Source organism: Streptomyces sp. Ac-502 (assembly GCF_045222935.1).
GTDB classification, from domain to species: Bacteria; Actinomycetota; Actinomycetes; order Streptomycetales; family Streptomycetaceae; genus Streptomyces; species Streptomyces monomycini.
Genome location: NZ_JBHFFO010000001.1, coordinates 8,037,728 through 8,057,879 on the forward strand (window position 1 = coordinate 8,037,728; position 20,152 = coordinate 8,057,879).

Consider the following 20,152-nt stretch of genomic DNA (forward strand, 5'->3'; position numbering starts at 1 on the left):
TCGGCAAGGATCTGTGACGGCAGGATTGCGGTGGTACGCGCGAATCATGCATTGAAGGAGACTGTCGTGTCGGCGAACAGCTTCGACGCCCGCAGCACGCTGCGCGTGGGCGACGAGTCGTACGAGATCTTCAGGCTGGACAAGGTCGAGGGCTCCGCCCGCCTTCCCTACAGCCTGAAGGTGCTGCTGGAGAACCTGCTCCGCACCGAGGACGGCGCGAACATCACCGCCGACCACATCCGCGCGCTGGGCGGCTGGGACTCCCAGGCGCAGCCCAGCCAGGAGATCCAGTTCACGCCGGCCCGCGTGATCATGCAGGACTTCACCGGTGTGCCGTGCGTCGTGGACCTCGCCACCATGCGTGAGGCCGTCAAGGAGCTGGGCGGCGATCCGGCGAAGATCAACCCGCTGGCCCCGGCCGAGCTGGTCATCGACCACTCCGTCATCGCCGACAAGTTCGGCACCGCCAACGCCTTCCAGCAGAACGTGGAGCTGGAGTACGGCCGCAACAAGGAGCGCTACCAGTTCCTGCGCTGGGGCCAGACCGCCTTCGACGAGTTCAAGGTCGTCCCGCCCGGCACCGGCATCGTCCACCAGGTCAACATCGAGCACCTGGCCCGTACGGTCATGATCCGCAATGGTCAGGCCTACCCCGACACCCTCGTCGGCACCGACTCGCACACCACCATGGTCAACGGCCTGGGCGTGCTGGGCTGGGGCGTCGGCGGCATCGAGGCCGAGGCCGCGATGCTGGGCCAGCCGGTCTCCATGCTCATCCCGCGCGTCGTCGGCTTCAAGCTGACCGGTGAGCTCAAGCCCGGCACCACCGCCACCGACCTGGTGCTGACCATCACCGAGATGCTGCGCAAGCACGGCGTCGTCGGCAAGTTCGTCGAGTTCTACGGCGAGGGCGTCGCCGCCACCTCGCTGGCCAACCGCGCCACCATCGGCAACATGTCGCCGGAGTTCGGCTCCACCGCCGCGATCTTCCCGATCGACGACGAGACGCTGAACTACCTGAAGCTGACCGGCCGCTCCGAGCAGCAGGTCGCCCTGGTCGAGGCGTACGCCAAGGAGCAGGGCCTGTGGCTGGACCCGGCCGCCGAGCCGGACTTCTCCGAGAAGCTGGAGCTGGACCTGTCGACGGTCGTCCCGTCGATCGCCGGCCCCAAGCGCCCGCAGGACCGCATCATCCTGGCCCAGGCCGCCCAGCAGTTCGGCCAGGACGTGCGCAACTACGTCAGCGAGGCGGACCTCGACGAGGCGGGCAAGGAGTCCTTCCCGGCCTCCGACGCCCCGGCGGTCTCCAACGGCACGCCCAGCAAGCCGACCCAGGTCACGGCCGCCGACGGCTCGGTGTTCGAGATCGACCACGGCGCCGTCACCGTCGCCGCGATCACCTCCTGCACCAACACCTCGAACCCCTACGTCATGGTCGCCGCCGCGCTGGTGGCCAAGAAGGCGGTCGAGAAGGGCCTGTCCCGCAAGCCCTGGGTCAAGACCACCCTCGCCCCCGGCTCGAAGGTCGTCACCGACTACTTCGACAAGGCCAACCTGACGCCCTACCTGGACAAGATGGGCTTCAACCTGGTCGGCTACGGCTGCACCACCTGCATCGGCAACTCCGGTCCGCTGGACGAGGAGATCTCGAAGGCGATCAACGAGGCCGACCTCGCGGTCACCTCGGTGCTCTCCGGCAACCGCAACTTCGAGGGCCGGATCAACCCCGACGTCAAGATGAACTACCTGGCGTCCCCGCCGCTGGTCGTCGCGTACGCCATCGCCGGCTCCATGAAGGTGGACATCACCACCGAGGCGCTCGGCACCGACCAGGACGGCAACCCGGTCTACCTGAAGGACATCTGGCCCTCCGAGGCCGAGGTCAACGACGTCGTGGCCAACGCCATCGGCGAGGACATGTTCTCCAAGTCGTACAAGGACGTCTTCGCGGGCGACGCCCAGTGGCAGGCGCTGCCGATCCCCACCGGCAACACCTTCGAGTGGGACCCGCAGTCCACCTACGTCCGCAAGCCCCCGTACTTCGAGGGCATGACGATGGAGACCAGCCCGGTCTCCGACGTCCAGGGCGCCCGCGTGCTGGCCAAGCTGGGCGACTCGGTCACCACCGACCACATCTCCCCGGCCGGTGCGATCAAGGCCGACACCCCGGCCGGCCAGTACCTCACGGAGCACGGCGTCGAGCGCCGCGACTTCAACTCCTACGGCTCGCGCCGCGGTAACCACGAGGTCATGATCCGCGGCACGTTCGCCAACATCCGCCTGCGCAACCAGATCGCGCCGGGCACCGAGGGCGGCTTCACGCGTGACTTCACGCAGGAGGACGGCCCGGTCTCCTTCATCTACGACGCGTCGCAGAACTACCAGGCCGCCGGCATCCCGCTGGTCATCCTGGCCGGCAAGGAGTACGGCTCCGGCTCGTCCCGCGACTGGGCCGCCAAGGGCACCGCGCTGCTCGGCGTCAAGGCCGTCATCGCCGAGTCCTACGAGCGCATCCACCGCTCGAACCTGATCGGCATGGGCGTCCTCCCGCTCCAGTTCCCCGAGGGCGCCTCGGCGCAGTCGCTGGGCCTGACCGGCGAGGAGACCTTCGACATCACCGGCGTCACCGCGCTGAACGACGGTGGCATCCCGGAGACCGTCAAGGTCAAGGCGGCCCGCGGCGGAGCCGCTGACGGTGACAGTGTCGAGTTCGACGCCAAGGTGCGCATCGACACCCCCGGCGAGGCGGACTACTACCGCAACGGCGGCATCATGCAGTACGTGCTGCGCTCGCTGATCCGCAAGTAAGCCGCACGCCCGCCGCGTACGCGAGCGGGTGAAGCGACCAGGGCCGCATCCCGGACGGGGTGCGGCCCTGGTGCGTACGGGGGTGTCGCCGCCGGACACCGCGCCCGCCGGAAACAGCGGTGCGACGCGCCCCCGCGGGGACGCGTCGCACCATCACCTCACCGGCGGGCGGGCCGACAGGAGTCTCCCGGCTGCCGGTGTCCTTACGGGCTAGAACATCCAGCTGTAGATGTTGTAGCCGAAGCCGAGCTGCTTCCGCGGCGCGAAGGGGGCCGACGCGTTGCCGGTGCCCTTGTACAGCCACAGCTTGCCGTCGGAGCCACGGGCGATCAGGTCGGCGCGGCCGTCGATGTCCACGTCACCGGTGGTCACCAGGGTGTTGTACTCGTTCCAGCCCGCGCCGATCTTCACGCGCGGCGCGAAGGGCGCCTTGTAGTTGCCGGTGCCCTTGTAGAGCCACAGCACGCCGGAGCCGTCCCGGGCCACGATGTCGGCCTTGCCGTCGCCGGTCAGGTCGCCCTTGCCGGAGATCTGGGTATAGCCACCCCAGCCGGCGCCGATCTTGACGCGCGGGTCGACCTTGCCGTTGTCGTAGCCGAGGTAGAGCCACAGCACCCCCGAGCCGTCGCGGGCGAGGATGTCGTAGGCGGTGCCGCCGCCGAGGTTGCCGGGCGACAGGACCTTGTTGTAGATGTTCCAGCCGCTGCCGATGGTCCGGGCCTCGTCCTCGGTCTGGGCGTCGGAGAAGTACAGGTTTCCGGCGTAGTCCCAGGCCCAGGAGCCGTCGCCCATGCCGTCGTCGTTCTGGTCGACCAGGGCCGCGGCCTTGATCAGGTCCCAGTCGGCCCCGGCGAACAGGCGCTCGTCGAGACCGCCGGTGCCGTTCGGGGCGTAGTGGTACAGGAAGCCGGAAGAGCGCTCCACGCCGAAGAGGCCGAAGGCCGGCGCTTCCTGGGCCTTGACGCGGGCCGAGGCTCCGGCCTTCGGCGGCGTCTGCGCCAGCGAGTCGATGTCGAGCTTCTTGACCGGGGCGGGGACCGGCGCCGGGGCGTCCGCCACCGCGGCTGAGGCACTGGTGCCGACCAGGGCGGCGGCGACCGCCGCGACAGCCAGACGCGACAGGGCGCGCCCGCGCTTACGGCCGGGAAGTTTGGCCACGTAATTCTCCATTTGCCAGGTGATGAGGCGCGACGCACCTACATGAGGTGCGTCGCGGGATGCTCAGGATCTTTGCACAAGCTCTTCACATGTCAACTGGTTTGCGGATGGTCTGATTGATTGGCCGGTTAAGTCCGTTTGGTCGCTCCGATCAGCTCAACTTCCGCCAGTGTGGCGCGGCTTGAGGGGAGCAGGCGGTAATCGGTGTAGGTACCGGGTGTTCTGAGCGCGAATACCCGGGTTTGCCGGTCCGCGGTGAAGGACTCACCCGTCCGCCGGTCGACGGTCCGCCACTTCCCGTGCCGGTCCCGGCCCTCCAGCACCCAGGAGGCGGGCGCCTCCCCTTCGCCGCCGAGGTGAGGGTGTACGAGGTCACCCGCGCCGCCGACGGGAGGGACACCGGGACCGACGTGAAGGACGCCGTGGTCTCCGACGTGTCGTCCAGGAGCGGGCTGCTGCCCGGCACGGTCAGGTCGCCGTCCGGTACGGGCACCCGGTCGTCCCGCGTGATGGACGACGGTGCCGCGTTCTCGCCGGTGCCCCAGGAGGACGGGCGCGGGCCCATCGCGAATTCCAGGGTGCCGCCGCGGGCGAGCAGGGCGTGCGGCAGCGCGGTGGAATGCCACGGTTTTCCGTTGACCCGCAGCCCCTGTACGTAGACATTGCGGTCGCTGTTGCGCGGCGCTTCGACCACCAGGTCGCGGCCGTTCTCCAGATGGACGGTGGCTTTGGTGAAGAGCGGCGAGCCGACGGCGTATTCGGGTGAACCCATCACCAGCGGATAGAACCCGAGCGCGCTGAAGACGTACCACGCGGACATCTCGCCGTTGTCCTCGTCGCCCGGATATCCCTGGCCGATCTCGCTGCCCAGGTAGAGCCGGGAAAGGACCTCGCGGACCTTCTGCTGCGTCTTCCACGGTTGTCCGGCCGCGTCATAGGCGTACGCGATGTGGTGCGACGGCTGGTTGCTGTGCCCGTACATGCCCATCCGGGTGTCCCGGGCCTCGGTCATCTCGTGGATGACGTTGTTGTAGGAGCCGGCGAATTCCCTCGCCGCGGTCTCCGGGGTGGCGAAGTAGGTGTCCAGCTTCTTGGCCAGGCCCGCCCGGCCGCCGTACAGGTTGGCCAGGCCGCGGGTGTCCTGAGGCGCGGTGAAGGCGAAGGACCAGGCGTTGGTCTCGGTGTAGTCGTGGCCCCAGACGCGCGGGTCGAACCGGTCGGGGGCAGCCGCCAGTTCCCGGCGGCGTCCTTGCCCTGGAAGAAGCCGACCCTGCTGTCGAAGTGCTTGACGTAATTGCGGGCGCGGTTCAGGAAGTACGCGGACTCCTCCTTGTACCGCGGCTTCTTCGTCTTCTCGTACAGGGCCTGCCCCATGCGGGCGATGCCGTAGTCGTTGAGATAACCCTCCAGCGCCCAGGACATGCCTTCCTTGGTGCCCGTGCTCGTGTAGCCGCGGAAGGGCGAGGTGGCCATGCCCTTACGGCCGACACCGGGGCTGGGCGGGGCGACGGTGGCATTCTTGACCGCCGCCTCATAGGCAGCGGCGGCGTCGAACTTCACGCCTTTCGCGTACGCGTCGGCGAAGGCCACGTCCGAACTGGTGCCGGTCATCAGGTCCGCGTAACCGGGCGAGGACCAGCGGGAGATCCAGCCGCCGTCCTTGTACTGCTGGACGAACCCGTCGACCATTTTCCCCGCCTGCCGGGGCGTGAGGAGGGAATAGGCGGGCCACGTGGTGCGGTAGGTGTCCCAGAAACCGTTGTTGACGTACACCTCACCGTCGACGATCTTCGCCCCGGTGCGCGTCGGGGTGTCCGGGCCGGTCCGCGGGGAGAAGGGGCTCGCGTACCGGGTGCGCGCGCCCACCTGCTCGTACCCGGAGTTGGGGTAGAGGTAGAGCCGGTAGAGGTTGGAGTAGAGCGTGACGAGGCGGTCCCGGCTCGCGCCCTCCACCTCGACACGGCCGAGGATGCCGTCCCACCGGTCGCGGGCGCGGTCCCTGACCCGCTCGAAGGAGTCGCCCGCCGGAATCTCCCGCTCCAGGTTCGCGCGCGCCTGGTCGACGCCGATCAGGGAGGTCGCGATGCGCAGCGTGACCGTTCGGTCCGTGCCGGGTCGCAGCTTCAGGTAGCCCGTGACGTCCGGGCCACCGCCGCCGCTCAGCTTGCCGCCCGCGGTGACCGGCGCGTCGAGCACGCCGTACACGAACAGCCGGGTGGCGCCGGTGGACAGGTTGCTGCGGACGTCCGAGAAGCCGGTGACGACTCCGCGCGCGGCGTCGAGGAGAGCCCGCCGTTGTTGTTGACGTTGTCGAAGATCAGGTTCGCGTCGTCGCCGGGGAAGGTGAAGCGCATCAGCGCCGCGTGGTCCGTCGGGGCGATGTCCGCCGTGAGGCCGTTGTCGAAGGTGACGCCGTAGTGGTGCGGCTTCGCCGTCTCGTTGGCGTGGTGGAAGGGCAGGGCGCGGGCGGTGCGGCCGGCGTCCGGCGTGCCCGCGGCGGTGGACGGCATGATCTGGAACGTCTGCCGGTCGCCCATCCAGGGGCTCGGTTCGTGACTGGCGGCGAACGCCTGGAGGGTGGGCAGGTTGTCGACGTTGTTCTTCCGCGCGTACTCGTACAGCCAGTCGGTGGAGCCCGCGTTGGTCACCGGCGTCCAGAAGTTGAAGCCGTGCGGCACGGCGGTGGCGGGGAAGTTGTTGCCGCGCGAGAAGCTGCCGCTGGAGTTCGTGCCGCGGGTGGTCGCCACCTGGTCGGAGAGGTGGGCGGGCGGCTTCTGCCGGGCCTCGGGGCCGAGCGTGATGTCGTCCACCCAGCCTCGGAAGACCGGCGTGGCCTTCGGCGCGGCGGGCGCGTCGTACGCGACCAGGATGCGGTCGACGGTCTTGCCCGCCGCCACCTCGCCGATGCGCGACTGGCGGTGGTTCCACTGGTTGACGTACAGCGTCTTGGCGTCGGCCTGGCCGCGCGGGGTCAGCGGGGCGCCGTTCTGGTCGGTGGCGCGCAGCTCGCTGAGGTACGTGCCGTCGGTGAAGGCCAGGTCGAGTGCGACGTGGGTGGCGGGGTAGCCCAGGTCGGTGGCGGCCATCTCGGGGAAGACCTTGTACGAGAGGGACGTAGCGCGGGTGACGGGCACGTCGACGTCGAAGACCTTGTTGTACGAGTGGCCACGGCCGGCCGCGGTGTGCGTCCCCGCGTACCGCAGGGCCCGCAGCCCGCTGAAGCCCGCGTTCGTCCTGGCGGTGGGGGAGGCGGTGGGGCCCGAGTCGGGGTGGCTGCTCATGCCGGCGCCAGGGCCGCTCTCCGGGCTCACCCCGGAGGTCTTCGCGGCGCCGTCCGGCCCGGTCTCGACGGCGTCCCGCCAGTCCGGCGACGGATCACCGACCTCGAAGGAGGAACTGAACGTCCTCGGCTCCAGGGGCTTTTGGGACGGTGCCGCGACGGCGGGGAGGGGGCCGTCAGGACGAGCAGGGCCGCGGCCGCGAGTGCGACGGGGCGGGCCGTGCCGGGCAGGGGTCTGTGCCGGTGTCTGAGCCGCACGCGCGTACCTCTCGACGAAGACGACATTCCGACGATGGTGACATCGTTGTCAGCTGCATAATGCAGAATAAGTAAGGTGGGTGGGGCCATTGTTGTCAAGGATGCCCCTGTGTGCGGCGGCCGGAAGTCCGCGGCGGCGGCGGTGCATACCGGCGAGGTCTCAACTCGGGAAAGATGACGGCCTGAACTTGCTTACGATCTTGCCGAGTTGACGTGAAGTGGACTATACCTGTCGGCGTCCGAGCGTCTGTGCGAACGGCGTCCCGGACCCGGGTGGACCTGCGCGGCAGCACAAGAAATCGGCCCCGCACATCTCTGGCGCGCCCGGTGCACATCCCGTACAACTCAGCTTCATCTGACCTGCGGTGCCGGGGTGGCTCCGGTACACCGCCTGAGTCCTGAAGAAGGCGAGGACTTGCGCATGGGATTCACCTCAGATTTCAGCCGTCGCGACCTGATCAAGCGGGCCACGGCGCTCGGAATCGTCACCGTACCGGCCATGGGCGTGCTGTCGGCGTGCGCCGGCGGAGGCAGTGACGGCGCGGAGAAGGTCGAAAAGGGCCAGAAGTCCGCCAAGAATCCGTTGGCGGTCAATGACGGCGCCGCTCTCGACGTCGTCATCTTCGACGGCGGATTCGGCGACAAGTACGCCAAGGATGCCCAGGCGGAATACGTCGCCGCCTTCCCGAAGGCCAAGGGGAAGGTCAAGCTCGCCTCCACCCAGAAGATCCAGTCCACGCTCCAGCCGCGCTTCAACGGCGGCAACCCGCCGGACCTCGTGGACAACTCCGGTGCCGAACAGATGGACTTCGGCACCCTGGTCTCCAAGAACCAGCTGGCCGACCTCACCCCGCTGCTCGACGCGCCGTCGATCGACGACCCGGACAAGAAGGTGCGCGACACCCTGCGCCCCGGCGTGGTCGAGATGGGCCAGTTCGGCGGCAAGGAAACCTGGATCATGTACTACGCGTACACGGTCTACGGCGTCTGGTACTCCAAGACCAACCTCCAGAAGGTCGCCGACGCGGAATATCCGCAGACCTGGGAAGAGATGCTCGCCGTGTGCGAGAAGGCGAAGAGGAAGGGCGTCGCCGGCTGGACCTATCCCGGCAAGTACCCGTACTACCTGCCCTTCAGCCTCTACCCCTTCATCGCCAAGATCGGCGGCGAGGAGGTGCTCCGGAAGATCGACAACCTGGAGCCGAACGCCTGGAAGGACCCGGCCGTCAAGGCCGCCTTCGACGCGTACTACGAGCTGTACAAGAAGGGTTACGTCCTCAAGGGCTCGCCCGGCCTGGACCACCTCCAGTCGCAGAAGGCCTGGGCCGAGGGCAAGGCCCTGTTCATACCCAACGGGTCGTGGGTGGAGAACGAGTCGGCCAAACAGATCGAGAAGAACCCCGACTTCCAGCTCTCGGTCGGCGCGCCGTCCAGCCTCTCCGGCTCGGACAAGATGCCGTTCGGCACGATCTGGGCTTCCGGCGGCGAGCCGTACATCGTGCCCCGGCAGGCCGCGAACGTCCCCGGCGGCATGGAGATGCTGCGCATCATGCTCAGCAAGAAGTCCTCGCAGAACTTCATCAAGCAGGTCTCCTCGCTCACCTCGCTCAACGGCGGCACGGAGGGCCTGACGCTGCCCCCGGGCCTGGACTCGGCGCAGCAGGCGCTGCAGAAGGCCGGCCAGAACATCGTCAACCCGCGGATCCAGGACTGGTACGTGGCGTTGCAGAAGGAGAAGATCGGCGTCGGCGCGCTGGGCGAGATGATGGCGGGCCGGATGACTCCCGACGAAGCGATCAACAAGATCCAGAAGTACGCGGACGAGACGCGCGAGGACAGCAGCGTCAAGAAGTACAAGCGCTGACCGGTGCATCTCACGCGTCACCAGCGGTGGCCGTTACGGCAGTCGCGGGAAAGAACGGGATCGGTAGTCATGCAGCACGGTAAGTACCGCTTCATCGCAGGGTTCTTGGTCCTCCCGCTGGCGATATACGCGATCTTCGTGATATCGCCGTTCGTGCAGGCGATCTACTACTCCTTCACGGACTGGACCGGCCTGAGCTCGGACATGAAAATGGTCGGGTTCGACAACTACACGCGTCTCTTCAAGGACAGCGTCTTCTGGGCCTCGGTGGGAAACAGTGTGACGCTGTTGCTGCTGCTGCCGGTGGTGACGCTCTCGCTCGGGATCTTCTTCGCCTTCATGCTCAACGTCGGTGGCCGCCGCAGGAAGAAGGCGGTCATCGGCGGCGTACGCGGCTCCGGCACGTACAAGATTCTCTACTTCTTCCCGCAGGTGCTGTCGATCCCGATCGTCGCCCTGCTCTTCCAGTTCGCGTACAACCCGGAGAGCGGCGCGCTGAACGCCTTCTTCCAGGCGATCGGACTGGACAGCGTCCAGCCCGACTGGCTGGGCGATCCGCAGACCGCGCTCTGGTGCATCATGGGCGCGATGATCTGGGCCAACGTCGGCTTCTACGTCGTGCTCTTCTCGGCCGGCATGAGTTCCATACCGAAGGACTTCTACGAGGCCGCGCTGCTGGACGGCGCCAACCGGTTCAACACGTTCTTCAGAATCACCCTGCCACTGCTCTGGGACACGGTGCAGACCGGCTGGATCTACATGGGCATCCTCGCCCTGGACGTGTCGGCCTTCGCCTTCGTGCAGATCATGAGCGTCGGGCCGGGCGGCCCCGACTATTCCACCGAGGTCCTGCCGCTGTACGTCTATCAGAAGACCTTCCGCGACGGTCAGGCCGGTTACGCCACCTCGATCGGCGTCTCCCTGCTGATAGTGACCCTGATCTTCTCGGCCGTCGTCATGCGGCTGGGCCGGCGCGAGCGACTGGAGTTCTGATGAGCGTGCAGACCGAGCCTCCGGCCGCGACGGGCCGGGGCGGCGCGGGCGGCAAGGGCGGTACGGGCGGCCGGGGCGGCGGGAGCGGTGAAGGCCGGGTCCTGAACGTCTTCTCGCACGGTGTCCTGGTCGTCTGGGGCCTGCTGGTGACCATGCCGCTGCTGTGGGCGGTGGTCAGTTCCTTCAAGGACGACGGGGAGATCTTCGGCTCGCCCTGGGGCCTGCCGTCGGCGCTGCACTTCGACAACTGGGCGCGCGCCTGGGACAAGGCCAACATGGGCCAGTACTTCTTCAACTCGCTGATCGTGGTCGGCGGGTCGCTGATCGGGACCATGCTGCTGGGTTCGATGGCGGCGTACGTGCTGGCCCGGTTCGACTTCCCGGGCAACCGCTTCCTCTACTTCCTGTTCGTGGGCGGGATGGGCTTCCCGGTCATCCTCGCGCTGGTCCCGCTGTTCTTCGTCATGAAGAACATGGCCCTGCTGGACACCTACCACGGCCTGATCCTGGTCTACATCGCGTACTCGCTGCCGTTCACCGTCTTCTTCCTCAGCGGGTTCTTCAAGACGCTGCCGTCGTCGGTGGCGGAGGCCGCGCTGATCGACGGCGCGTCCCACACGCGGACGTTCTTCCAGGTCATGCTGCCGATGGCCAAGCCGGGCCTGATCAGCGTCGGCATCTTCAACTTCCTGGGGCAGTGGAACCAGTACCTGCTGCCGACGGTGCTGAACGTCGGCGACCCGGACAAGAAGGTGCTGACCCAGGGCCTGGTCGCGCTGGCGGTCAGCCAGGGGTACAAGGGCGACTGGTCCGGCCTGTTCGCGGGCCTGACCATCGCCATGCTGCCGGTGCTCGGCGCGTACATCATCTTCCAGCGGCAGGTGGTGGCGGGGCTGACGGCGGGCGCCCTGAAGTAGCTCCGGGAGCCGGTGCGCGCGCCGGTGCGAGCCGCGTACCGGCGCGCCGTCACCCGTACGGCGCGGCAGCCCCCGCCCCCGCCCTGACGCGGGCGCGGGGGCCGCCGCGGTGTCCGCCGGACGGCCGGGTTTTGGCCACAGGCCCGGTGCACCCGGTCGAGGACTTGACGGAACCGGACCCGGGCACGTCAGCTTAGATTCACATGTTGGAGACAAGCCGGGTCCCGTCGACGTGGCCCGGCCGGCGGCCGGTCGTCGTGCCGGGCGCTACAGGCGGGAGTGGATGAGTCGATGGAGACTCCGGGTTCGCAGTCCTCGCTGCACCGGGCCAATCTGGAGCGGGTCGTACGCGCGGTGCGCATGGCGGGTTCGCTCACCCAGGCGGAGATCGCCCGGAGCACGGGCCTGTCGGCGGCCACCGTCTCCAACATCGTTCGGGAACTGAAGGACGCCGGGACCGTCGAGGTCACCCCGACCTCGGCCGGCGGCCGCCGGGCCCGCAGCGTCTCGCTCTCCGGTGACGCCGGGATCGTCGTGGGCGTCGACTTCGGCCACTCGCACCTGCGGGTCGCGGTCGGCAACCTCGCCCACCAGGTGCTCGCCGAGGAGACCGAGCCGATCGACGTGGACGCCTCCGCCGCGGAGGGCTTCGACCGGGCCGAGCGGCTGGTCAACCGGCTGGTCGAGGCGACCGGTGTCGGCCCGGGCAAGGTCATCGGCGTCGGCCTCGGTGTCCCGGGCCCCATCGACGTGGAGTCCGGCACGCTCGGCTCGACCGCCATCCTGCCGGGCTGGAGCGGTACGAACCCGAGCGAGGAGCTGTCCGGCCGGCTGGGCGTCGGCGTGTACGTCGACAACGACGCCAACCTCGGCGCGCTCGGCGAACTGGTCTGGGGCAGCGGGCGCGGCGCCGCCGACCTGGCGTACATCAAGGTCGCCAGCGGCGTCGGCGCGGGCCTGGTCATCAGCGGCCAGATCTACCGGGGCCCTGGCGGCACCGCGGGCGAGATCGGGCACATCACGCTGGACGAGTCCGGGCCGGTCTGCCGCTGCGGCAACCGCGGCTGCCTGGAGACCTTCACCGCCGCCCGGTACGTCCTCCCACTGCTCCAGCCCAGCCACGGCCCCGACCTGACCATGGCGGAAGTGGTCCGGCTGGCCCGGGAGGGCGACCCGGGCTGCCGCCGGGTGATCGGGGACGTGGGGCGGCACATCGGCAGCGGGGTGGCCAATCTGTGCAACCTGCTCAACCCGAGCCGGGTGGTGCTCGGCGGCGACCTCGCGGAGGCCGGGGAGCTGGTGCTCGGGCCGATAAGGGAGTCGGTGTCGCGGTACGCGATCCCCAGCGCCGCGAGGCAGTTGGGGATCGTGCCGGGGACGCTCGGCGGCCGGGCCGAGGTGCTCGGCGCGCTGGCGCTGGTGCTGAGCGAGATGGGCGACTCGACGCTGCTGGACGGCACGCGGTCCGCCGAGGGGACGGCGCAGCCGAACGGGCGGCCGGCCCCCGGTGTGCCCGCCGTCGCCGGTGCGCGGCCCGCCGACGGCACCGGTACCTCTGCCATTGCCTGACGTATACGGGGCACGCTGCCGTATACGGGGCACGCTGAGTTCACACAGCTAACGCATGGCACCGTTGTCATCTCGTTAAGTATTTACTCCTTGACGGTCTGCGAGCGGCCGAGTTGACTTCCAGCCACCTCGGCCGCAACGACGCGGCCTCGTCAGGGAGGTTTCACCGTGAACTCGCACCTGCGTCGTGCTGCCGTGGCCGCGGCCGCCGTCTCGATGGCCGCCGGACTCGCCGCCTGCGGCTCCGCCAAGGAGGCCGGCGGCGACTCGGACGCCAAGAAGGACAAGAAGGGGCCGCTGACCATCGGCCTCCTGCTGCCCGAGAACCAGACCGCGCGCTACGAGCGGTTCGACAAGCCGCTGATCGAGAAGAAGATCCGCGAGCTGGCGGGCCAGGACACCGAGATCCTCTACGACAACGCCAAGCAGGACCCCGCCGTCCAGCAGCAGCAGGTCGACACGATGATCACCAAGAAGGTCGACGCGCTGATCCTGGACGCCGTGGACGCCAAGTCCATCGCCGCCTCGGTCAAGAAGGCGAACGACAAGGGCATACCCGTCGTCGCCTACGACCGGCTGGCCGAGGGCCCGATCAAGGCGTACACCTCCGTGGACAACGAGCGGGTCGGCCGGATCCAGGGCGAGTCGCTGCTCAAGGAGCTGGGCGACAAGGTCGGCCAGGGCGAGATCGTCATGATGAACGGGTCGGTCACCGACCCGAACGCCAAGATGTACAAGGACGGCGCGCACTCCGTACTCGACGGCAAGGTCAAGATCGGCAAGGAGTACGACACCAAGGAGTGGAAGCCGGAGAACGCCAACGAGAACATGAAGGGCGCCATCTCCTCGCTCGGCAAGGACAAGATCATCGGCGTCTACTCCGCCAACGACGGCATGGCGGGCGGCATCATCACCGCCCTCAAGAGCGCCGGGTTCACCAAGCTGCCGCCGGTCACCGGCCAGGACGCCGAGCTCTCCGCCGTCCAGCGCATCCTCGGCGACGAGCAGTTCATGAGCGTCTACAAGCCGTACAAGCCGGAGGCCGACGCCGCCGCCTCGATGGCCGTCGCGCTCGCCCAGGGCAAGAAGCTCGACTCGGTCGCCAAGACCACCGTCGACAGCGCCACCGAGAAGAAGGTGCCGTCCGTCATCGTGACGCCCTTCGCGCTGACCAAGGCCGACATCGCGAAGTACGTCGGCCAGGAAGGCTTCTTCACCAAGGCCGAGATCTGCACCGCCAAGTTCCAGTCCGCCTGCGCCCGGGCCGGCCTGAAGTAAGCCTGCCGTCCGCCCGGCCCCGCCGCCCGCAGACCGGGCGCCGGGGGCCGGACGGCGCATTCCCGCCGGCCAGGCGGCGAAGGAGATGATTCACGTGTCCGCTACGCCCGTGCTGGCGTTGCGCGGGATCTCCAAGCGGTTCGGTGCCGTACAGGCGCTCACCGATGTCGAACTGGAGATCCACCCCGGCGAGGTCGTCGCCCTGGTCGGCGACAACGGCGCCGGCAAGTCCACCCTCGTCAAGGCGATCGCCGGCGTCGGACCCGCCGACGACGGCGTGATCGAGTGGGAGGGCCGGCCGGTCACCGTCGACCGGCCGCACACCGCCCAGGAACTGGGCATCGCGACCGTCTACCAGGACCTCGCGCTCTGCGACAACCTCGACGTCGTCGGCAACCTCTTCCTCGGCCGCGAGATCGTGCGCGCCGGGGTGCTGGACGAGGTCGAGATGGAGCGCCGCGCCCGCGAGCTGCTCGCCACCCTCGCCATCCGCATCCCGAGCGTCCGCATCCCCATCGCCTCGCTCTCCGGCGGCCAGCGGCAGACCGTCGCCATCGCCCGCTCGCTGCTCGGCGAGCCCAAGGTCGTCATCCTCGACGAGCCCACCGCGGCGCTCGGCGTGGAGCAGACCGCGCAGGTCCTCGACCTCGTCGAGCGGCTGCGCGAGCGCGGTCTCGGCACCATCCTCATCAGCCACAGCATGGCCGACGTCAAGGCCGTCGCCGACCGGGTCGCGGTGCTGCGGCTGGGCCGCAACAACGGCACGTTCGACGTCCGCAGCACCAGTCAGGAAGAGATCATCTCCGCCATCACCGGCGCCACGGACAATGCCGTGACCCGGCGCAAGGCCCGCACCGCGGAGGCCAAGAAGTGACCACCAACCTCTCCAAGGCCGGCGACGAGCCGGTCGACGCGGCGCCCGCGGCCGAAGGCGCCGTCACCGCCGTGGACCCGCGGCTGCTCGTACGGCAGCAGGGCTTCAAGGGTTATTTGGACGAGTTCCGGCGCAAGACGCGCAGCGGCGAGCTGGGCTCGCTGCCGGTCGTCGTCGGCCTGATCGTCATCGGCATCGTCTTCCAGCTCCAGGACGCGGCCTTCCTCGGCGCCGAGAACCTCTCGAACCTGTTCGTGACGGCGGCCGGCACCGGGCTGATCGCGGTCGGCATCGTCTTCGTGCTGATCCTCGGCGAGATCGATCTGTCCGTCGGCTCGGTCAGCGGCCTGGCCGCCGCGGTCTTCGCCGTCCTCAACATCAACAACGGCGTGCCGGAAGGGCTCGCCCTCCTCCTCGCCGTCCTCACCGGCACCGTGGCCGGCGCCCTGCACGGCTTCTTCTTCGCCCGTATCGGCGTGCCCGCCTTCGTCGTCACCCTCGCCGGACTGCTGGGCTGGAACGGCCTGATGCTCCAGGTGCTCGGCTCCAACGGCACCATCAACCTGGACGACAGCGGCCTTGTCGCGAAGCTGACCAACTTCTACTTCACCGACGTGGCCGCCGCGTACGGCCTGGCGACGGTCGCCGTCCTCGCCTTCCTCGGCCTCTCCCTCCTGGAGTCGCGCCGCCGCGAGGCCGCGGGCGTTCCGAGCCGGCCGCTGAGCGAGACCGTGCTGCGTACGGTGGTCCTCGCCGTCCCCGCCTATCTGGTGGCGTGGCTGCTGAACCAGTACAAGGGCCTGCCCCTCGCGGTCGTCATCTTCCTCGGCGTCGTGGTCGCGCTCGACTTCGTGCTGCGGCGCACCCGGTACGGACGCCAGGTCTTCGCCCTCGGCGGCAGCGTCGAGGCGGCCCGCCGCGCGGGCATCAACGTGGCGTTCATCCGGATCTCGGTCTTCTCGCTGGCCGGCACGATGGCGGCGGTCGGCGGTATGTTCCTGGCCTCCCAGATCAACGCCGCGAACCAGTCCTCGGGCGCGGGCAGCCTGCTGATGAACGCGATCGCCGCCGCGGTCATCGGCGGTACGAGCCTGTTCGGCGGCCGCGGCAAGACCTGGTCCGCCCTCCTGGGCGTTCTGGTCATCCAGTCCATCGCCTCCGGCATGGCGCTGCTGGGCATCGCCTCGGCCGTTCAGTTCATGATCACCGGCGCCGTCCTGCTGGCGGCCGTCGTCATCGACTCGGTCTCCCGCAAGACGCAGAAGACCGCAGGCCGGGCTTAGCCGCGCCACGGGGAACCGGCGGGCCGGCACCCGAATCGGGGCCCGGTGGGCCGGTCCCCGTACAACGCAGAGAAGGGTGCAAGGGTTGCCTCGAAGAAGGAAATGGCGGCCCGTGCACCAGGAAAGTCCCGAAAATGTCGTCGCCTTAAAGCTTTTCGGTCACATCGGGGAGATCGGGGGCCGGTGCCCATAGAGTAGTCGGGCCGGGGCACGGACCGCAGGTCCGAGCCCCGACAGTGACATGACCGGATTCCCACGTCGCGACGGCGGGTGGAATCGCCACCTGTCAAGGGGGAACGAAGTTGAATCGCACGCGCCTGATACCCGCAGTGCTGGGGGCCGTAGTGGTGACTCTCGCGGTGAGTTCGTGCGGTATGACGACGAGCGAGGAAAGCAAGACCGAGAATCGGGACTTCGCGTATTCGGGCAAGAAGCTTTCGATCAGGGCCGCCAATTCATCGGTGCGGCTGAAAGCCGGTGACGGTGACGGGACGGTCCGCGTGCAGCGGACGCTGAAGGGCAAGGCCGGGGACGCCGACGCTTCCGAGTGGTCCCTGGAGGGCTCGACGCTGACCCTGCGGACGGACTGCCACGGCATCTCCCTGTCCTGCGAGGCGGCCTACACGGTGTCCGTGCCGAAGGGCGCGGCCGTCGAGGTCACCAGCACCGCCGGGCCGGTCAGCGCCACCGGCCTCGGGCAGTCGCTGGACCTGCACGTCAAGGACGCCTCGGCGGAGGTGGAGAAGATCTCCGGGAAGCTGGGGATGACCGTCTCCGGCGGCAATGCCACGGCGACGGACCTCACGTCCGGGGAGTTCTCCGCGACGACGACCAACGGGCGGGTGAAGGCCACGTTCGCGGCGGCACCGCGGACGGTCACCGCCTCGGCCGGCAACGGCAACGTGAACGTCACCCTTCCCAAGGGCGGCGAGACGTACCGGGTGACGGCGAAGGCGACCAACGGCCAGTCCCACTCGGCGGTGCCGGACACCAAGGGCAGTGACCGCAAGCTGGAGCTGAAGAGCCAGAACGGCAGTGTCCGGCTGGACCGGGCGGAGTAGGAGCCGGACCGGGCGCGGCCGGGACCAGGCCGCACAGAGGACGACGGAAAAGGGCGGGCCCCGCCGGCGCAGACAGCCGGCGGGGCCCGCCCTCGTGGGGCTCGCGGGTCAGCGGGGACCGGGAGCGTCCTCGGCGGGCAGCGCGGCGTCGGGCTCGGCGAAGCGGCGCAGCGTGGGGTTGAGCGTGACGGTGACCGCCAGGACGGCGATGCCGAGCGTGGACAGCAGGATCGCCCAGCGGGCGCCGGCGACCTCCATCAGGAAACCGCCGATCATCGGGCCGAGCGCCGCCGAGACGCCCGCGACCAGTCCGATGACGCCGCTCAGCCGGCCGCGCAGCCGGTCCGGGGTGGTCAGCAGCTGGTAGGTGCTGATCGCCGTGTTGGCGGTCGGCGCGAGGAAGGCGATGCCCGCCAGCACCACGCCCATGACCAGGCCGTTGCCGGTGGCCAGGGTGACCGGGGCCAGGGCCGCCATCACCCAGAACGTCAGGATCACCGACACCCGCGGCCCCCACCGCGCGTACAGGCGGGGCGCGACCAGCGCGCCGAGCAGGCCGCCCGCGCCGAACATGGCGGCCATCACGCCGATCTGCGCCGCGGGCACGCCGCTCTGCTGGGCCACCACGATGATGACCAGGTACAGGACCTGGAACAGGAAGTTCACCGCGATCGCGCACAGCGCGGTCACCCGGATCAGCCGGTGGCCCCACACCCACTTCAGGCCCTCCAGCGTCTCCCGCCGGAAGTTGGCGGGCGGCGCCCCTCCTCCGGCCGGGCCGGCTTCGGCAGCCGGACGAAGAGCAGCATGCAGAACGACACGACGTGGGTCACCGCGTCCGCCACGAACGGCAGGACCCGCTTCACCCCGAACAGCGCGCCGCTGAGTGAGGTGCCGATGAGGTTGCCGATCGAGTTGCGGGCGTGGTTCATCGAGACCGCGGTCGCCAGCTGGTCGGGTGGCACCACGTGCGGCAGCGACGCCTCTTCGGCGGGGTCGAACAGGGCGCTGCACACGCCGAGCACCGCGGCGACCGCGGCCATGTGCCAGACCGTCACCGTGTCGGTCCAGATCATCCAGACGAGCCAGACCAGCGCCACCGCACGGACGGCTTCGCAGGCCAGCATCACCGCCTTGCGGTTCCACCGGTCCACCAGCGTGCCGGCCGGCAGTCCGGCGGCCAGCTGGGCGGCGGCGTTGACGCCCTGCACCAGGCCCGCGGTGCCGGGGGACCCGGTCACCGCCAGCACCAGCAGGGGAAGGCCATGGTGGAGGCGTTGAAGCCGACCTCGGTCAGCGAGCGGCTGATCCACAGGATGTTGTAGTCGCGGTTGCGCCACAGGGGCTTGGACCGGCGGGGCGGCTCCTGCTTGTCCGGCAGGAGCCGCGGCGAGGGGGTCGTGGTCATGTCTAGCGGTCGCTCCGCTTCCGGGCCGTGACGGCCGCGCAGTGTCCGGCGACACCGCGCAGCGCGTCCTCGAAGGACTGGGCCAGCTTCCGGACCGTGCCCGGGTCGAAGACATTGGTGGAGAAGTGCCAGGTGAATTCCAGCCGTCCGTCGACGGCGCTGCCCACCACTTCCAGGAGGTGGGTGGCCTGCTCGGCCGGGCTCTGGTCCTGGCCGATCGCCCCGTGCTGGGTGTGGACGGGTCCGCGCGGCCCGCCCGCGGCGGCGGCCGCCGCTGACGTGCTCTCGTACTGGCCGAGGTAGTTGAAGACGGTCTCGGCCTCCTTGAGCGCGCCGAGCGCGGCGCCCGGCGTGCCCTGGGGGGCGAGGTGGCGCAGCGCGCCGTATGCCAGGCCGTTGTCCCGGACCGCGCGCAGGTCGCGGCGGACCGACTTCATCAGCCGTGGCCAGTCGGGCCCGTCGCCGGGTGTGGCGCGGTCCGCCGGGACGGTGAGGGCCACCGGGTGGACGCTGGTGAACCAGCCGACCGTACGGGAGAGGTCGACCCCGTCGAACACCTCCTCCCGGCCGTGGCTCTCCACGTCGATGACGACCTTCTCCTGGCCCGTCCACCCGGCCAGCGCCTGCGCGAGCGCGCCGAGCAGCACCTCGCCGATGCGGGTGCGGAACACGGTGGGGGCCGACCGCAGCAGCAGGGCGGTCTCCGCCTCGCCCACCGAGGTGGTGGCGGTCGCGGCGGTGTCGGCGGAGTTGGGTCCGGGGCCGTCGACGGGCAGCGGTTCGGCGGCGCGCAGCACCTCGCTCCAGTGCTCCGCCTCGTGGTCGAAGCCGCCGTCGGCGGTGTGCTCGTTCAGCCGCCGCGACCACTCCTGGAAGGACGTGGTGCGGGCGCCCAAGGTGATGGGCTCGCCTTGTACCGCCTGCCGGTAGCCGCGCTCCAGGTCGTCCAGCAGGATGCGCCAGGAGACCGCGTCGACGACGAGGTGGTGCACGGTGAGGAACAGCCGGCTGCGGGTGCCCGGCGCGCCGGTGAACAGGACGCCCTTGATCAGGGGGCCGTGTGCCAGGTCGAAGCTCTCCTGCACCTCGACCGCGACGCGTTCGAGGGCCTCCGGCTGATCGTCGGGGGCGACGCCGGACAGGTCCCGGCGGGCGAGGAGTTCGTGCTCCGGTACCGGCTCCGGGGGCGCGGTCTCCTGGTGCCAGCCCGCCGTGTCGCGGGTGTAGCGCATCCGCAGCGCGTCGTGGTGCTCGGGCAGCGCGGCGAGCGCGGCGGCCAGGGCCTGCTCGTCCACGTCCGCGACGAGCTCCAGCAGCGTCGACTGGTTGAAGTGGTGCGGGTGCACGCGGGTGTCGAAGAACCAGTGCTGGGAGGGGTGAGCGGCACCGGTCCGACGACCG

At 69.5% G+C, this 20,152-nt stretch carries 14 protein-coding genes and 1 pseudogene; 9 read left to right on the top strand and 6 right to left on the bottom strand.

Features of this window, described 5'->3' with window-relative positions; translation table 11 throughout:
* The first annotated feature begins 66 nt into the window (after positions 1–66).
* Positions 67–2,808: an aconitate hydratase AcnA gene (gene acnA, locus ACEXOX_RS36570; RefSeq protein WP_406525119.1), complete on the top strand. Its 2,742-nt coding sequence runs from the start codon at positions 67–69 to the stop codon at positions 2,806–2,808.
* Positions 2,809–3,018: 210 nt separating this feature from the next.
* Here acnA and ACEXOX_RS36575 read toward each other — a convergent pair whose 3' ends face one another.
* Positions 3,019–3,966 (bottom strand): FG-GAP repeat domain-containing protein, encoded by a 948-nt coding sequence (locus tag ACEXOX_RS36575; protein WP_406525120.1) that lies wholly within the window; start codon positions 3,964–3,966, stop codon positions 3,019–3,021.
* 128 nt (positions 3,967–4,094) lie between these two features.
* Positions 4,095–7,247: pseudogene (locus tag ACEXOX_RS36580) on the bottom strand (GH92 family glycosyl hydrolase); the annotation flags it as partial.
* A gap of 678 nt (positions 7,248–7,925) precedes the next feature.
* Between ACEXOX_RS36580 and ngcE the strand changes: the two are divergent.
* The 8 genes from ngcE to ACEXOX_RS36620 all read left to right on the top strand — a co-directional run bounded on the left by ngcE (position 7,926) and on the right by ACEXOX_RS36620 (position 17,343).
* Positions 7,926–9,368: an N-acetylglucosamine/diacetylchitobiose ABC transporter substrate-binding protein gene (ngcE, locus tag ACEXOX_RS36585; RefSeq protein ID WP_406525121.1), complete on the top strand. Its 1,443-nt coding sequence runs from the start codon at positions 7,926–7,928 to the stop codon at positions 9,366–9,368.
* 69 nt (positions 9,369–9,437) lie between these two features.
* A complete protein-coding gene (locus tag ACEXOX_RS36590; protein ID WP_406525122.1) occupies positions 9,438–10,361 on the top strand; it encodes a carbohydrate ABC transporter permease in 924 nt (307 codons plus the stop codon).
* Positions 10,361–11,278, top strand: coding sequence for a carbohydrate ABC transporter permease (locus tag ACEXOX_RS36595; RefSeq protein WP_406525123.1), 918 nt, complete (start codon positions 10,361–10,363; stop codon positions 11,276–11,278). The genes ACEXOX_RS36590 and ACEXOX_RS36595 overlap by 1 nt, the downstream gene beginning before the upstream one ends.
* Before the next feature lie 291 nt (positions 11,279–11,569).
* Positions 11,570–12,847, top strand: coding sequence for an ROK family protein (locus ACEXOX_RS36600; RefSeq protein ID WP_406525124.1), 1,278 nt, complete (start codon positions 11,570–11,572; stop codon positions 12,845–12,847).
* A 168-nt stretch (positions 12,848–13,015) separates the two neighbouring features.
* The gene (locus ACEXOX_RS36605; protein WP_406525125.1) at positions 13,016–14,125 is read left to right on the top strand and encodes a substrate-binding domain-containing protein; all 1,110 of its coding nucleotides are present in this window, start codon (positions 13,016–13,018) and stop codon (positions 14,123–14,125) included.
* 85 nt (positions 14,126–14,210) lie between these two features.
* Entirely contained in the window at positions 14,211–14,999 is a 789-nt protein-coding gene (locus tag ACEXOX_RS36610; RefSeq protein WP_406525126.1) for an ATP-binding cassette domain-containing protein, read from the top strand.
* A complete protein-coding gene (locus ACEXOX_RS36615; protein WP_406525127.1) occupies positions 14,996–16,282 on the top strand; it encodes a sugar ABC transporter permease in 1,287 nt (428 codons plus the stop codon). The genes ACEXOX_RS36610 and ACEXOX_RS36615 overlap by 4 nt, the downstream gene beginning before the upstream one ends.
* A 374-nt stretch (positions 16,283–16,656) precedes the next feature.
* Positions 16,657–17,343: a DUF4097 family beta strand repeat-containing protein gene (locus ACEXOX_RS36620; RefSeq protein ID WP_406525128.1), complete on the top strand. Its 687-nt coding sequence runs from the start codon at positions 16,657–16,659 to the stop codon at positions 17,341–17,343.
* Between the two features lie 108 nt (positions 17,344–17,451).
* On the opposite strand, the gene ACEXOX_RS36625 is transcribed toward ACEXOX_RS36620, so the two are convergent.
* The 4 genes from ACEXOX_RS36625 to ACEXOX_RS36640 are packed head-to-tail and all read right to left on the bottom strand — an operon-like array spanning position 17,452 to position 20,097.
* Entirely contained in the window at positions 17,452–18,057 is a 606-nt protein-coding gene (locus tag ACEXOX_RS36625; RefSeq protein WP_406525129.1) for an MFS transporter, read from the bottom strand.
* 5 nt (positions 18,058–18,062) lie between these two features.
* On the bottom strand, positions 18,063–18,584 hold the full coding sequence (locus ACEXOX_RS36630; RefSeq protein WP_406525130.1) for an MFS transporter: 522 nt from the start codon (positions 18,582–18,584) through the stop codon (positions 18,063–18,065).
* Positions 18,581–18,751: a hypothetical protein gene (locus tag ACEXOX_RS36635; protein ID WP_406525131.1), complete on the bottom strand. Its 171-nt coding sequence runs from the start codon at positions 18,749–18,751 to the stop codon at positions 18,581–18,583. The genes ACEXOX_RS36630 and ACEXOX_RS36635 overlap by 4 nt, the downstream gene beginning before the upstream one ends.
* 2 nt (positions 18,752–18,753) lie before the next feature.
* Entirely contained in the window at positions 18,754–20,097 is a 1,344-nt protein-coding gene (locus tag ACEXOX_RS36640) for a condensation domain-containing protein (protein WP_406525132.1), read from the bottom strand.
* Positions 20,098–20,152: the final 55 nt, after the last annotated feature.